The organism is Microbacterium sp., assembly GCF_051953575.1.
GTDB lineage: Bacteria > Actinomycetota > Actinomycetes > Actinomycetales > Microbacteriaceae > Microbacterium.
The window spans coordinates 1-14,829 of record NZ_JBQCIP010000040.1 but is presented as its reverse complement, the minus strand read 5'-3'; the positions used below and the strand labels follow the sequence as shown (position 1 = coordinate 14,829).

The 14,829-nt window shown below is 72.3% G+C and carries 9 protein-coding genes; 4 read left to right on the top strand and 5 right to left on the bottom strand.

The features are described from left to right. Positions 1 to 82: 82 nt before the first annotated feature. Positions 83 to 2,134 carry a substrate-binding domain-containing protein gene (locus ACTHNQ_RS02950; RefSeq protein WP_440330947.1) on the top strand — a complete coding sequence of 684 codons (2,052 nt, stop codon included), beginning with the start codon at positions 83 to 85 and terminating at the stop codon, positions 2,132 to 2,134. A 20-nt stretch (positions 2,135 to 2,154) separates the two neighbouring features. Here the strand turns inward: ACTHNQ_RS02950 and ACTHNQ_RS02945 are convergent, their stop codons facing one another. Both ACTHNQ_RS02945 and ACTHNQ_RS02940 read right to left on the bottom strand, forming a co-directional pair. Continuing rightward, positions 2,155 to 3,816 (bottom strand): GH39 family glycosyl hydrolase, encoded by a 1,662-nt coding sequence (locus tag ACTHNQ_RS02945; RefSeq protein WP_440330945.1) that lies wholly within the window; start codon positions 3,814 to 3,816, stop codon positions 2,155 to 2,157. A gap of 30 nt (positions 3,817 to 3,846) precedes the next feature. Then, positions 3,847 to 4,584: a ThuA domain-containing protein gene (locus ACTHNQ_RS02940; protein WP_440330943.1), complete on the bottom strand. Its 738-nt coding sequence runs from the start codon at positions 4,582 to 4,584 to the stop codon at positions 3,847 to 3,849. A gap of 95 nt (positions 4,585 to 4,679) precedes the next feature. On the opposite strand from ACTHNQ_RS02940, the gene ACTHNQ_RS02935 reads away from it, so the two are divergent. From ACTHNQ_RS02935 to ACTHNQ_RS02925, 3 genes are all read left to right on the top strand, one after another. Further along, entirely contained in the window at positions 4,680 to 5,711 is a 1,032-nt protein-coding gene (locus ACTHNQ_RS02935; protein ID WP_440330941.1) for a LacI family DNA-binding transcriptional regulator, read from the top strand. 150 nt (positions 5,712 to 5,861) lie between these two features. Then, positions 5,862 to 8,273, top strand: coding sequence for a glycosyl hydrolase family 95 catalytic domain-containing protein (locus tag ACTHNQ_RS02930; protein ID WP_440330939.1), 2,412 nt, complete (start codon positions 5,862 to 5,864; stop codon positions 8,271 to 8,273). Beyond that, a complete protein-coding gene (locus ACTHNQ_RS02925; protein WP_440330937.1) occupies positions 8,270 to 10,441 on the top strand; it encodes an alpha-galactosidase in 2,172 nt (723 codons plus the stop codon). Before ACTHNQ_RS02930 ends, ACTHNQ_RS02925 begins: the two co-directional genes overlap by 4 nt. Positions 10,442 to 10,489: 48 nt before the next feature. Here the strand turns inward: ACTHNQ_RS02925 and ACTHNQ_RS02920 are convergent, their stop codons facing one another. The 3 genes from ACTHNQ_RS02920 to ACTHNQ_RS02910 are packed head-to-tail and all read right to left on the bottom strand — an operon-like array spanning position 10,490 to position 14,675. After that, positions 10,490 to 12,799, bottom strand: coding sequence for a beta-glucosidase (locus tag ACTHNQ_RS02920; RefSeq protein WP_440330935.1), 2,310 nt, complete (start codon positions 12,797 to 12,799; stop codon positions 10,490 to 10,492). After that, complete coding sequence (locus ACTHNQ_RS02915; protein ID WP_440330933.1) at positions 12,799 to 13,713, bottom strand: carbohydrate ABC transporter permease; 915 nt, start codon at positions 13,711 to 13,713, stop codon at positions 12,799 to 12,801. Before ACTHNQ_RS02915 ends, ACTHNQ_RS02920 begins: the two co-directional genes overlap by 1 nt. After that, positions 13,713 to 14,675, bottom strand: a complete 963-nt coding sequence (locus tag ACTHNQ_RS02910; protein WP_440330932.1) for a carbohydrate ABC transporter permease — start codon at positions 14,673 to 14,675, stop codon at positions 13,713 to 13,715. Before ACTHNQ_RS02910 ends, ACTHNQ_RS02915 begins: the two co-directional genes overlap by 1 nt. Positions 14,676 to 14,829: the final 154 nt, after the last annotated feature.

Genomic DNA, 14,829 nt, shown 5'->3' with positions numbered 1-14,829 from the left:
TTAGGCTGTGGCTCTACCGGACTACCCGGCCGGTAACCCCCCGAATCGGCCTCACGGCCTGACCGACCTCGAGGATGCCTTGATGCGCGATCGCACGCGCGGCGACGAGGACGCGCCCGGACCTCGCCGCGGCCAGTCCTCACCGCCTCCGACGGCAGCGTTGCCGACCTCTTCCGCACCCGATCCGGCACCTTCGGTCACGGCTCCCGCGGCGGGCCCTGCGCCCAAGTCCGGCCGGCCGACCGCGATGGATGAGCGCCGCGAGCGCCGCCGCCGGCGACGCAAGCAGATCGTGCTGTGGACCACCGTCGCAGGCATCGTCGTGCTCGTCGGCTCGATCGGCACCGTCTCGTACGCGATCGTGTCGAACCTCGCCGGCTCGGGGCCGGCCGCCGCCGACCCGCCCCCGGCGGCTCCCGCTGCCGTCAAGCCCATCACCTTCCCGCAGGACGAGCCCGCGGCCACGGCCGGTGCCGAGCCCTGCGTCACCGTCCGCGTGCTCTCGTCGTTCGAGAACGCCGAGATGGTCGAGAGCCTCGCCGCCGCCTACAACGCGCAGCCCCGCAACGTCGCGGGTTCGTGCGTGACCGTCACCTCGACGAAGGAGAAGTCGGGCGCGGCCGCCGCCGTCGTCGCCGCCGGCTTCCCGAACGCCGCCGACGACCAGAAGCCCACCGTGTGGCTGCCCGACTCGTCGACCTGGGTCGACGTCGCACAGTCCGAGGGCGCGACCGCGATCGGCAAGGAGGGGACGAGCATCGCGATCTCGAACATCGTCCTGGCGATGCCCAAGCCCCTCGCCCAGGCGATCGGCTGGTCGACGGAGGCGCCCACATGGACCGACGTGTTCGACGCGGCGGGCGATCCCGACCTGTGGAGCGGTCTCGGCCATCCCGAATGGGGCGCGTTCAAGCTCGGCAAGACGAGCCCGCTCGTCGCCACGTCCGGAGAGGCCGCGATGTACGCCTCGTACGGCACCGCCGCGGGCTCGCTCGCCGACCTCACGGCCGCGGAGGTCGAGGACCCGGCGGTCCAGAGCACGGTGCACGAGAACGAGACGGCGACGAGCCACTACATGGCCACGCCCGAGCACTTCCTGTGGCACGCGCGCCAGGCCGAGGCATCCGGCTCCTCCGCCGACTTCCTGTCGGCCGTGATCGTCGACGAGAAGTCGGTGTGGGACTACAACCGGGGCATCACGAGCCGCGACGGCATCAACCGCACGCAGGCCGACCCGCCCGCCGAGCAGCTGATCCCGATCTACCCGACGGACGGGTACTACGCGGCCGACAACCCCGCGATGCGCCTCACCGGCTCGTGGATCGATCCCGTCGAGTCCGAGGCCGCCGCGGACTTCATCCGCTACGCCCTCACCGCACAGGGCCAGTCAGTGGTGCGCGGCGCCGGGTACCGCGATCTGAACCGGGCGCTCGACGAGAGCGTTCAGAAGGTCGGCCAGCTCTCGGACGAGCTGACCACCGCCCTGCCGTTCCCGGGCGCCGACGTCGTGACGGCCGTGCAGGCCTCGTTCCCCGACGTCCGCAAGCGCGCGAACGTGCTGTTCCTGCTCGACGTGTCAGGGTCGATGGACGAACCCATCTCGCCGACAGACACCAAGCTCACGCAGGCCCGCAAGGCGATCGAGGCGGCCCTCGGGCATTTCACCGCGGGCGACGACGTCGGTCTCGCCGGGTTCGCGCAGGCGCCCGACGGCGCGATGGTGCCCGGCCTGGTCGCACCCGTGTCCGACATCGGCACATCGCGCGACGGCTTCCTGGGAGCGCTGAACGGGATCGCCTCGATGGGCGACACCCCGCTGTACCAGGCGGTGGACGAGTTCGCGAAGCAGCAGGCGGCGACGTGGACGAGCGACCACATCAACGCGATCGTGCTCCTCAGCGACGGCAAGAACGACACCCCGAACGCCCCGACCATCGGCGCCGACCAGATGATCGCAGACCTGAAGGACCTGCACCACGCCACACCGGTGCTGATCTTCACGCTCGCCTACGGCGCCGACGCGGACGTGCCGACCCTGCAGTCGATCTCGAGCGCGACGGGTGCGCACTACTACGACGCGACCGACCCGTCCAAGCTGGAGTCCGTCCTCGGCGACCTCGTCACGAGCTTCTAGGCGCGGGTCAAGCCCGCGGCTCACGCCTGCCAGAGCGAGGCGACGGCCCACGGCTGCAGCTCGAGGTCGATCTCGAGCACACCCCGGTCGTCGGCACGCAGCTGTCCGCGCAGCAGGCCGTCGGCCACCGCGTGCAGGTGCGCGACCTGCGCCCGGCTGAGGTTCACCGGCTCGCCCATCGCATGCCACGACTCGGCGACGTCGCCGTGCGAGAGGTCGAGCACCTCCCACTGGAACACGGCGCCGGGCGCGAGTCCGCTCACGGTGTGCCGGATGCGTCGTGCCGGACCACGGCCCCGCAGCTCCCGCGTCGCCGCGTACGACGTGCGCGAGCCGACCGACGCGGTGCCCATGTCGTCGGGGTAGTTGAAGAAGACCGCCGAGACCGCGCCGGTGCCGCTATCGCCCGCGATCACCCCGTGCTCGGTGGTGTACAGGCGCCGGTCGCCCAGGCGGGCGAGCGCGGCGAACGCGTGAAAGGTGGGCTTGCGGATGCCCTGCTCGTTGAAGACCCCGAACCCGCCGTGGAAGGGCCCCACCCCGGCGCCGCCCTCTTCGAAGACGTCGGTGAACGTCCAGTACGAGATCGAGTCGGCCAGGTCGGTGCACTGCAGGTAGGCCCGCGTGATGTAAGTGGCCGCGAAGACCGTGTCGTGGATGCTGTCACGGCTGGAGGGCGTCGTCGACCACTCGGTGATGTGCACCTCGGCGTCGGGGTACGCGCTGTCGGCGACGAGCCGCCGCAGCAGCGTGAGGTCATCGAAGGTGGCGTCGGCGTAACGGCTGATGAGCTTGCCCTCGCCGCTCGCGCCGAAGGCGTAGTCCGTCGGGTACACGTGGGTCGTGACGAAGTCGACCGGCAGCTCTCGCTGCGCGCACCACGCGAGGAACTCCTCGATCCAGACGGGTCGCCACGGCAGTGCGTCGACATCGGTCGACTCCGCGGTGGCGTGCTGCGCGAGACGGTCCTCGGTCTCGCCGTCGTAGCGCGCGTCCGGCACGAACACGCTCGTGGACGGGCCGCCCACCTGGAGCGCCGGGTCGATCCGTTTGATGGCGCGGGCGGTCGCCGCATAGAGCTCGAAGTACTGGGTCTTCGTGCCGGTCCAGAAATGGGGCACCAGGTTGGGCTCGTTCCAGACTTCGAACTTCCAGGTGACGACCTCGTCGAGCCCGTATCGGTCGATCCAATGCTCGACGACGGCGGTGACCAGCGCGACCCAGGCGTCCATGTCGTTGGGCGGGCTGGCGTGGGCGCCCCACCAGAACACGGTGGCACGGTCGGTCGCGAGCTCGCGCGGCAGGAACCCGAGCTCCACGAAGGGCCGCGCCCCGGTCGACAGGATGAAGTCGAAGACCTTGTCGACGTAGCTGAACGTGTACGTGGGCTCGGCGAGCGGCGCATCCGGCCCGAAGCCGCCGCCGACGGCGGCACGGTAGACGAACATGTCGTCGTGGAAGAGTCCGTGGAAGCGCACCGAGCGCATGCCCAGGGTCTCCACGGCCTGCGTGAAGTGCTCCCGCCAGTCGGCGCGCAGGGCCTCGTTGGCGCGGCCGGCACCGACGCACGCATTCCACACGTGCCTCAGCGGCGTCTGCTCCGGCGAGTGCGCGTCGACGCGCAGGGCGGCGAGCCGCGCGTCGTGTGCGGTCTGGCCGGGGGATCGATCGACGAGGGTCATGTCACTCCGTTCCGGTGAGGCGTCGCGCGCCTAGGCAGCCGCTGCCGGGCGCGAGGCCCACAGCATCCCGCGCTGGATGATGGCGCGGACGTGCGCGTCGCGGAGCACCACGAGGCTGTGCCCGGGCGTCGCGACGAAGACGCGGCCGTCGCCCCAGCGGCGGGTCCAGACCGCCGGTGAGGTGATCGGGCGGTGCCAGGGGTCGTCGGGCCGCGCCGCATAGGTCGTGGTGGCGAGGACGTCGTTGAGGTCGTCGGTGAGCACCCAGTAGGGCTCGGTGCGCAGCGTGAAGTCCTCCAGGCCGGCCATGATCTCGTGCGTGCGGCCCTCGTCGGTCAGGTCGACGGTGTAGCAGCGCGACCGATCGGATTCGTCGGTTCCCCGCTCCTCATCCGGCGCCGCCGGGCGGCTCACGAACTGCCCGCCGATCAGCTGGAGGTAGTCGGAACTGTTGCGGTAGGCGTCCGCGATGCCGCGATGCCAGCCGGCCAGGCCGGTGCCGTGCTCGACGGCGTCCAGCAGCCCGCGCAGTGCGGCATCCGAGATGGCCGACGTGGCGACGCACTGGACGATGAGGTCGGTGCGCTCCATGACGGCCCGATCCGCGTAGATCTCGCTCGACTCCGCCACCTGCACCTCGAACCCCGCCTGTTCGAGGAAGGGAAGGAACATCTCGGTCGCCTGCGCGGGCCCGAGCCGCGCGTGTCCGTCGCGGACGACGAGCGCCCGCGGGGCGTCCGTGCGGGGTGTCCACTGCAGCGTCGTCATCGACATCCTCCCTCTTCGTCGACGGAAATCGGAACGGCCACACGATGGCATCGAAGGGCTTCGCTCGTCGCGCTCTTTGCGCAAAAATCGTTCTCATGCCCCATCCCCCACGCGTCACGCTCTCCGTCGTCGCCGCGCAGGCGGGTGTGAGCGTCTCCACCGCGTCGCGTGCGCTCCGCGGGCGCGGAGAGATGGATGCCGCCACCCGGGCGCGCGTGCTCGCCGCGGCCTCGGAGCTCGGGTACGCCGCAGGGCAGCAGCCGCGGGGGCGGCCGCGTCAGGGCACGTCGCGGATGATCGACCTCGTCCTCGGGCACTTCCACGACCCGTACACCGACGAGGTGACCGCGGGCGCACGCACCGAGGCATCCCGGCTCGGCTACGACCTGGTGCTCACCGACGAGCGCAACGATCCTCGCGACGACTGGCCGCAGCGGATCCGCTCCCGCGGATCGGCGGGCGTCGTGATCGGCATGATCCTGCCCTCGCCGCCTCAGTGGGAGGCGCTGCGCAGCGCGAACATCCCCGTGGTCCTGCTGGAGCCGCCCTCGGAGGCGCCGCTGCCGGTGCCGAGCGTCCGCACCACGGACTGGGCGGGGGGCGCCGCCGCGGCCGAACACCTCGCCGAGCGCGGCGCACGGCGGTTCGTCGTGATCGGGGGCGCCCCCGCCTTCCGCTACGGGCGGGCGCGAGTGGACGGGTTCCGCGCCGCCCTCGCGCGCGTGGCCCCGTCCGCTCCCTGCGTCGTGACCACGGCAGGCTGGGGCGCCTGGGAGGCGCGCAAGGCCTGCGCGGCAGCGCTCCCGCGGCTGGGCGGCAGCGGACCGATCGGCCTGTTCGCCTGCTCGGACGAGATGGCGGCGGGCGCATACCGGGCGATCGCCGACGCGGGTCTCTCGGTGCCTCGGGACGTGCTGGTCGTGGGCTTCGACGACGTGCGCGGCGCCCGCTGGCTGCATCCGTCGCTCACGACGATCCGCCAGCCCATCCGCGAGATGGCCGCAGCGGCCGTGCAGCTGCTCGCCCAGGCGATCGCCGGGGCGCCTACCGAGGCGTCGCGCGTCGAGCTGCCGACCCAGCTCGTGCCCAGGGGGTCGACGGCGGCCTGGCCGGCATCGCACCCCTGACATCCGATATCTCGGGGCTCGCGCGGGCCCCGACCCGCCGGAGGATGCCGTGCACGCGGCATCGGCGAAATATACGTCAGATGTATCGACGGTCTTGTGCTAGCGTCGGCGGGCGAAGATCGAGGGCGACACGGGAGCACGTCACGAGCGATGACCAGCAAGAGCGTCGTCGACGGCCGGCAGGTCGTCCAGCGGTACCGTCATCGCACCCGTTCCTCGGCGCCGACGTGGGAGGACGGGCTCATCGCCGGCAGCGGCGTCGTCGGCGCGATCGTGCACGGCGAAGGCGGCCGGCAGATCGTGTCGCTGGCCCACGAGCGCAACTTCCTGCCCGCCCACCCGCGGCTTCCGGCGCCGGAGCTCGCAGCCGTCCTCCCCGCGCTGCGCGCGGCCGTGCTCGCGGGCGACGGTGCGCGCGCGGACGAGCTGATGGACGAAGCCGCTCACCTCTCCGGGCTTCCGGACGGCCTGGTGTGGACCGACCCCCTCGGCATCTGCGCGACGCTGTGGATCGAGGATCCCGCCGCCGCGGGCGAGCAGGACCGCGAGATCGACCTCGAGCTCGGCGAGGTCGCCGTACGCTGGCGGGACCGCTCCGGGGCGGCCACCACGCTGCGCGTGCTCGCCCCGCGCGGAGAGTCCCGGGTGTGGCTCGCCTTCGAGTCCGAGGCGGGCGCGACGCTGTCGGTGCGGCTGAGCCTGGCAGGCGCGTCCGGCCCCGGTGAAGACACCGGTGCGCCGGACTACGCGGATCTGATCCGGGCGCACGCCTCGGGCGGTGCGCGGGGCCTGCTCGCGGCATCCGTCCACGGCTCCGAAGCCACCCGGGTGACAGCGTCCGGCCCCGAGGACTGGGTCGCCGACCCTGCCGGCGAGGTCACCTCGACGCGGGTGTACGTGCCGCCGGGCGAGCGACGGATCGTGCGCGTCGACGTCGACGTCGCCGCCGCGGCACCGCGTGCCGCCGACGATGAAGAGCCCACATGGGAGGCGCTCCGGGCGCGCCAGCGCGCGACGCACGGCGCGCTCGTGGGTGCATCGCTGCTGGATCTTCGCGGCGCGACCGCGGCGCGGACCACGGACGAGCTCTGGCAGCAAGCCCGCACGGGGGATGCGGCCGCGCGGCGCGCGGTGGTCGAGACCGCCTACCTGTCGGGCAGGGCCAACGCCATCGCCGCCACGGGCGAACTGCCGCCCACACTCCAGGGCGTCTGGCAGGGGACGTGGGCACCCGCCTGGTCGGCGGATTACACGATGAACGGCAACGTGCAGAACGGCGGCATCGCGAGCCTCATCCCCACCGGCACGCCCGAGCTCGCCAGCTCGCTGCTGAACCTCGTCCTCCCCCACCTCGACGACTACCGCGAGAACGCCTGGCGCGTGCACGGAACGGAAGGGATGCTGCTTCCCGCCCGCATGTCCAGCCACGGCCTCGCCAACCACACCTGGCGGTGGCATCCGCATGTGTTCTGGATGGGATGCGGCGGCTGGGTGCTGCGGTTCGCCGCGGATCTCGTCGCGACCACCGGCGACCGCGCGATCGTCGACGACGACCTGTGGGCACTCGTCGAGGGCGTGCTCGTGCTCGCCGAGCAGGCCACCGTCCAGATCGACGGCCGACGGCATATCGTGCCCGACTACTCCCCCGAGAACAGCCCCGTGCCCGGCGGGTCGTCGCTCGCGGCCGACGCGACCGTCGACGTCGCGATCCTGCGGGATGCCGCCCGCGCCGCCGCCGTCCTCGGGGAGGCGCGGGGCGACCGCTCGCTGGACGAGCGCTGGCGGGCGATCGTCGACGCTCTGCCCGAGTACCGAATCGCGGCCGACGGCACCCTGGCGGAGTGGATCGGCGGGCGGTGGCCCGAGAACCATGCGCACCGGCATGCGTCGCAGCTGTACCCGCTCTGGTACGAGGCGGATCCGGCCTTCGCCGACGGCACGGCCCGCGCCTCGTCGCTGCGGGATGCCGCGGCCGCGACGATCGCGGCGAAGATCGCGTGGCGGGCCGAGGACCCCACCGCACCGCCCGGGCGCATGGAGATGGCCTTCGGCCTGGTGCAGCTCGGGCTCGCCGCGGCAGCCCTCGGGCGCGCGGACGACGCGCTGCGCTGCGTGGAGTGGCTCGCGATCGACCACTGGCGCCCCGCCCTGACCACGACGCACGACGCGGGGCGCATCTTCAACCTCGACGCGAGCGGCGGCCTGCCCGCCGTCGTCGCCGCGATGCTCCTCGGCTCCGGCATCGACACGCTCACGGTGCTGCCTGCACTCCCCGATGCCTGGCCCGAGGGCAGCGTCACCGGCCTGCGCGCCCGCGGTGGCGTGGTCGTGGATCGTCTCGACTGGGATCCCACGGGGTGCACGCTGCGCGTCCGCCGCGTGCCCGGGGCCGAGTGGCTGCAACCGGACGGCCGGGTGCTGGTCCGCGCCGGCCGTGCGTTCGCCGCATCCGGCGGGGCGGCCGGCGAGCGTCACGTCTTCATCGGCACCGAGCCTTCGGTGCTGCGACTGGATTGGACCGACGAGGCCGACGCTCGTCCCGACACATCGGATCCCGCATGACACGACTGCACATCGTCCATCTCACCGCCGCCGGCGTCTCGCTCCTGCTCACGCAGGAGGACTCGGATCTTCCGGTCATCGCCTACTGGGGTACCGCGATCGAGGCGAGCGATGCCGATCTCGCCGCCTTCGCCACCGCCGGGCACCGGCCCGGGCTGGACGGGGTCTCGGACATCCCCTACCGGCCCAGCGTGCTGCCCGAGCACGGGCGCGGGTGGTTCGGCCGCCCGGGGCTGAGCGTCCACCGCGCCGGCACCGCGTGGGCGCCGCGCCTGGAGACGGTCGCCCTCGCGCTCGACGCGCAGGAGGTCGCCGGCGACGTCGTGCAGAGCGGGCCGGGAACCATCACCGCGACCGCCAAGGACGCGTGGGCACGGCTGGAGGTCGGCGTCGACATCGAGCTGACCCCGAACGGTCTGCTCATCGTCGGTGCGCGGGTGCGCAACACCGCGGACGACGCCGAGCCCCTGGACGTCCTGTCCGTTGCTCCGCACCTGTCCCTTCCGGTCCGCGCGCGCGAAGTGCTCGACTTCAGCGGCCGCTGGGCGCACGAGCGGCTCCCGCAGCGGCATCCCGTCGTCCACGGCTCGCACGCGCGCACCTCTCGCCGCGGCCGCACGGGGCTGGATGCCACCGGCGTCGTGGCCGTCGGCGTGCCGGGCTTCACGTCCGACACCGGAGAGGTGTGGGTCTGTCACGTCGGCTTCAGCGGCAACCACGAGCACGCGGTCGACCGCGACGACACGGGTCTCGCATTCCGCGGCAGCGAGGTGCTCCTCCCCGGCGAGGTTCGCCTGGCCGGGGGCGAGGAGTACGCGACGCCCCAGATCTTCGGCGCCTACGGCGACGGCACGGACGACGCGGCGGCTCGCTTCCACGCGCAGCTGCGGGGGCTCTCGCGCTCGTCGCTGCGCCCGCGGCCGGTGACCCTGAACGTCTGGGAGGCCGTCTACTTCGCCCATGACCGCGAGGTGCTGGGCGAGCTCGCCGCCCGCGCCGCGGATCTCGGCGTCGAACGCTTCGTGCTCGACGACGGATGGTTCCGCAACCGGAAGGACGACCGGGCGGGCCTCGGCGACTGGGAGCCCGACCCCGACGCGTGGCCGGACGGACTGCGTCCGCTCGCGGACGAGGTGCGCTCGCTGGGGATGGAGTTCGGCCTGTGGGTCGAGCCCGAGATGATCAACGAGGACTCCGACCTGGCGCGGGCCCACCCCGACTGGATCCTGCGGTCCCGGCCCGAGCTTCCTGCCCGGTATCGCTTCCAGCAGGTGCTGGACCTCACCAATCCCGAGGCGTACGCGCACATCCTCGGCAGGCTCGACGCTCTGGTGTCCGAGATCGACCTGGCGTATCTGAAGTGGGATCACAACCGCGATCTGGTCGCCGCCGGGCACCCGGCGACCGGCTCGCCCGCCGTCCACGAGCAGACGCTCGCGGTGTACCGGCTGCTCGACGAGCTGCGGGCGCGGCACCCGCGGCTCGAGATCGAGAGCTGCGCCAGCGGCGGCGGCCGCGTCGACCTCGGCATCCTCGCGCGCACCGACCGCATCCACCCGTCCGACAGTCACGACCCCGTCGACCGGTTCCACAACCTGCGCTGGACGGGTCTGCTCGTCCCACCCGAGATGATGGGGTCGCACGTGGCCTCGGCCGTCTCGCACGTCACCGGCCGCACGCACGACCTCGAGCTGCGCTGCGCGGTCGCCTTCCTCGGCCACTTCGGGCTCGAATGGGACCTGCGCGCACTGAGCACCGACGAGCGCGAGGTCCTGAAGCGGTGGATCTCGGACCACCGCCGGTTCCGCGGGCTCATCCAGTCCGGCACCGCGGTCACCGGGGGTGCGGCATCCACGGAGCCGGCGCTGCGGGGCGTCGTCGCCCCGGACCGGTCCGAGGCGCTCTACAGCGTGCTCACCCCGTCGGCGACGATGGACGCGATGTCGCCGGTGCGACTGCCCGGCCTCGACCCCCAGCGCCGGTACCGCATCACGGCGAGCACGCCCGGTCCGCTCTGGGCGCCCGACTGGCTGCGCCGCGCACCCGGGCTCGGCGAAACGGGTGAGGCGCCCGTCCTCACGGGAGCGGTGCTCACCGGCATCGGCCTCGACTTCCCGACGTCGCACCCCGACCGCGCCGTCGTCCTGCACCTCGCCGCAGTCGACTGAGACCGGCGATCGGCCCGCCGCCGCCCTCGAGCGTCGGCGGGCCGATCGTCAGCGCGCGGCGGCGGGATCGGCGACCGCGGCGGGGACCCGCACGACTCTGGCCGACAGGACCCGGCGCCCACCAGTCAGCGCGACGGATGCCGCACACGGGCGCTCGGCGGCGTTCGGCCCCGCCGAGAGCACGACCGGCCCCGGCTCCACGGCGAGCGCGCCGTCGACGCCGGTGGCCGCGAACGTCCCCGCGGGCACGGTGAAGCGCACCCGGCGCCGTGCGCCCGCCGGCAGCTCGACCCGGGCGAACCCGATCAGCTGCGCCTCGGGCCGCACCACCGCGCTCCGCGGGTACGAGGCGTACAGCTGCACGACCTCGACGCAGGCGCGTCCGTCGTTGCGGACGACGACGTCGACCTCGGCATGACCGTCGGTGGGCAGTGCCGCGGGCGCGGTCAGCCCCTCGTACCGCACCGCGCCGGGGGTCAGCCCGAATCCGAAGGGGAAGAGCGGTGTCGGGTCGGCCACGGTGATTCCGGGGTTGTGGCGCCCGAGCGGGGGCTGCAGATACGTTCCGCTCGCCCCTCTCGCCCGCGGGATCTGCACCGGAAGCCGGCCGGAGGGCGCGACCCTGCCCGCCAGGATGCCGGCGATCGCGGACGCGCCGTCCGCGCCAGGCAGGAACGCCTGCACGATCGCGGCCGCACCCTCGTACTCCCCGAGCGCGTAGGGACGACCCGACACGACCACCAGCACTGTCGGCACCCCCGTGGCCAGCACCGCCTGGACGAGCTCATGCTGCCCGCCCGGCAGGCGCAGATCGCCGGCGTCGCAGCCCTCGCCGGACGTCCCGTCGCCGAAGAGACCCGACACGTCGCCGACCACGAGGACCGCGACGTCGCTCTGCCACGCCAGCGCGACGGCGTCCGGAATGAGTCCGTCGTCGTCGCTCGAGATCTCGCAGCCGCGCGCGACGGCGATCCGCGCCTCGCCGAACTCTGACCGCACGGCGTCGGCGACGGTCGGCACCGGGATCCCCAGCTCGTGACCGGGATGCTTCGTCAGCACGTGGTTCGGGAAGGCGTAGCAGCCGAGCAGGCTGCGGTGGCCCATCGCCGCCGGTCCGATGAGAGCGATGCGGTCCCCGCGCAGCGGGAGCACGCCCTCGTCGCGCAGCAGCACGATCGACTCCTCGGCGATCCGGGTCGACAGTGCCCTGTTGCGCGGCCCGTCGAGCTGCACCTGCTCGGCTCCGGCCGGGACCGGATCGGTGCCGTCCAGCAGGCCGGCCTCGATCTTGTGACGCAGGTGGCGCACCACCGCACGGTCGAGGTCGCCCTCGGCCACCGCGCCCTCGCGCACGAGCCGCGGCAGCGAGGCGTAGCCGACCGTCTGCGGCAGCTCGACGTCGACGCCCGCGCCGAGCGCGAGCGCCGCGGCCTGCGCCGCATCCTCGGCGACGCGATGCATCGACACCAGGAACGGGACGGCCCAGTAGTCGGCCACGACCGTGCCCTCGAAGCCCCACCTCTCGCGGAGCGTCTCGTCGATGAGTGCGCGGTTCGCGGTGCTCGGCACGCCGTCGACGTCGGTGTACGACGTCATGACGCTGCGAGCCCCGCCCTGCCGCAGGGCGGTCTCGAACGGCGGCAGCACCGTGTCGGCGAGCTCGCGCGGGCCCATGCTGACCGGTGCGTGGTTGCGCGCGCCGCGCGAGGCCGCGTAGCCGGCGAAGTGCTTGAGCGTCGCGATGATGCCGGCCTGCTCGAGACCGGCGACGTACGCCGACCCGAGCTGGCCGACCAGGTACGGGTCCTCGCCCAGGGTCTCTTCGACGCGCCCCCACCGGTAGTCGCGCACGACGTCGAGCACCGGGGCGAGCCCCTGGTGCACCCCCAGGGCCCGCATGTCGGAGCCGATCGCCAGGGCCATCTCGTGGACGAGCCGCTCGTCGAACGTCGCCGCCCACGCCAGTGGTGTGGGGAAGGCCGTCGCGCCGAACGCCGCCAGCCCCGTCAGGCACTCCTCGTGGACGAGGGCGGGGATGCCGAGCCTGTGGCCGTCGACGACGCGCTGCTGCAGCTCGCGCAGGCGTCGCACACCGTCGGGCACCGTGACCGGCTCGGTGCCGAACACCCGCGTGAGCTGACCGAGCCCGTGGGCGAACGGGTCGACGGCCTCGGAGCCGAGACCCCCCTCCAGGCGCGGCGCGAAGTCGTCGGAGACGTCCGTGAGCCACACCGAGCCGAGCTGGGCGGCCTTCTCTTCGAGGGTCAACTCCGCGACGAGCGCTTCCGCGCGCTCGCGCGCGGACAGGGTCGTGTCACGCCATCGGACGCGGCCGATGACGTCGGGTGCGGCATCCATCAGCCCTTGAACGCCCCGTCCATGATGCCGGCGACCATGCGACGGCCGACGAAGAAGAACACGATCAGCAGCGGCAGCGTCGCCATGAACGACCCGCCCATCGTGAGCGCGAGGTCGATCGTGCGGTTGGCCTGCAGCTGCTTGAGCGCGATCTGCACCGTGAACAGCTCGGGCGACTTCAGGACGATGAACGGCCACATGAAGTCGTTCCACACCGCGGTGAAGTTGATGAGCCCCAGCACGAACACCGCCGGCCGCACCACAGGGAAGCCGATGCGCCAGAAGATCTGCCAGCTGTTCGCCCCGTCGATCCTCGCCGCCTGCATCAGCTCGTCGTTGAGGGTCGTGGCCATGTGCTGGCGCATCCAGAAGATGCCGAACGCGCTGGCGAGCCCCGGCACGATGATCGCCTGCAGCGAATCGACCCAGTCGAGCCACGAGATGATCAGGTACTGCGGGATGACGCTCAGCTGCGAGGGGACCGTCATCGTCAGCAGCACGATGACGAACAGCACGTTGCGCCCCGGGAACGTCAGCTTCGCGAACGCGAACCCGGCGAGGGCGCACAGGATCGCCGAGATGACCGCGATCGACAGCGAGACGATGACGCTGTTGAGCAGCGACTGCAGGAACGGCACCGTGTCGAAGACCTTGGCGGCGATGTCGAAGAAGTTCAGTCCGGGGTAGAGCCGCGGCGGCAGCGACGTCACCGCCGAGGCGCCCACCGACGCGATCACGAACATGTAGTAGAGCGGGAACACGCTGATGATCACCGCGAGGATGAGGAACACGTAGACCGGCCAGCCCACCTTGCCCACGCGTCCGCGGGCGCGGCGGCGCGCTCTGGGACGGGGGTCGGGCTCGAAGGCCTCCTGCGGCGACTGCGGGATCGCCTGGTCGATGACGTCGGACATCAGCGCGCCTTCCGGGTGCGGGTGGTGAGGAAGAAGTTGATCAGCGCGACCACGACCACGATGACGAACAGCGCGACGCCGATCGCCGACCCGTAGCCGAATTCGAACTGCCCGAAGCCCTGCTCGTACAGGAACAGCGCGAGGGTCTGGCACTGGCGTCCGCCGCCGCACGTGAGGCCGGACTCGGGCGCGACCAGCAGCGGCTCGGTGAAGATCTGCAGCCCGCCGATCGTCGACATGATCACCGTGAAGATGATGATGGGCCGCAGCGACGGGATCGTGAGGTGGATGAACTGCTGCCACCCCGAGGCGCCGTCGACGGAGGCGGCCTCGTACATCTCACGCGGGATGGCCTGCAGGCCGGCGAGGTAGAGCAGCGTGTTGTAGCCGAACCAGCGCCACATCACCATCGACGAGATCACGATCCACGAGCCGACCTGCGATGCGAGGAAGTTGACCGCCGGCAGCCCCACGAGACCCAGCACCCAGTTGATCAGCCCGAAGTTCTTGTCGAAGATCTGCGAGAACACCAGAGCGGTGGCCGCGACCGAGGTGATGTACGGCACCAGGAGTGCCATGCGGAAGAAGTTCGCGAACTTGAGCAGAGCGTGATTGAGCAGGTGCGCGAGCCCGAGCGCCAGGATCAGCTGCGGGATCGTCGAGATCAGGAAGATGCCGAACGTGTTCACGAACGCGTTCCAGAACCGCGGGTCGTTGAACAGCCGCTCGAAGTTGGCGAGGCCGACGAAGGTCTGCTCGCCGATCGGGTTCCAGTCGAACAGCGCCACGTAGAACGTGAACAGCAGGGGGAACAGCCCGAAGATCACGAAGATCACGAAGAACGGCGCGATGTACACGTAGGGCGCGATGCGCTCGGCGAGCGGCTGCCGGATCGCACGGCTGGGCGGCCGGTCGCGTCGTGAGGTCTTCTGCGTGGGGATGGCGGTCGCGGTGGCGGTCATTTCTACCTCGTTCGATCGGCGGTGGGGGGGGGGCCCCCCGCCCCCCCCCCCCGCGGGGGGGGGGGCGGGGGGTGTGGGGGGGGGGGGGGGTTCCGCCCCCCGGGCCCCCCCGCGGGGGGGGGGGGGGGGCCGCCCCCCCCGGCGAGCCAGCCCG

Excerpts from the sequence above, each read along its gene's own strand:
- ACTHNQ_RS02950 (WP_440330947.1), top strand. The coding sequence starts at position 83 with ATGCGCGATCGCACGCGCGGCGACGAGGACGCGCCCGGACCTCGCCGC.
- ACTHNQ_RS02945 (WP_440330945.1), bottom strand. The coding sequence starts at position 3,816 with ATGACCCTCGTCGATCGATCCCCCGGCCAGACCGCACACGACGCGCGG.
- ACTHNQ_RS02940 (WP_440330943.1), bottom strand. The coding sequence starts at position 4,584 with ATGACGACGCTGCAGTGGACACCCCGCACGGACGCCCCGCGGGCGCTC.
- ACTHNQ_RS02935 (WP_440330941.1), top strand. The coding sequence starts at position 4,680 with ATGCCCCATCCCCCACGCGTCACGCTCTCCGTCGTCGCCGCGCAGGCG.
- ACTHNQ_RS02930 (WP_440330939.1), top strand. The coding sequence starts at position 5,862 with ATGACCAGCAAGAGCGTCGTCGACGGCCGGCAGGTCGTCCAGCGGTAC.
- ACTHNQ_RS02925 (WP_440330937.1), top strand. The coding sequence starts at position 8,270 with ATGACACGACTGCACATCGTCCATCTCACCGCCGCCGGCGTCTCGCTC.
- ACTHNQ_RS02920 (WP_440330935.1), bottom strand. The coding sequence starts at position 12,799 with ATGGATGCCGCACCCGACGTCATCGGCCGCGTCCGATGGCGTGACACG.
- ACTHNQ_RS02915 (WP_440330933.1), bottom strand. The coding sequence starts at position 13,713 with ATGTCCGACGTCATCGACCAGGCGATCCCGCAGTCGCCGCAGGAGGCC.
- ACTHNQ_RS02910 (WP_440330932.1), bottom strand. The coding sequence starts at position 14,675 with ATGACCGCCACCGCGACCGCCATCCCCACGCAGAAGACCTCACGACGC.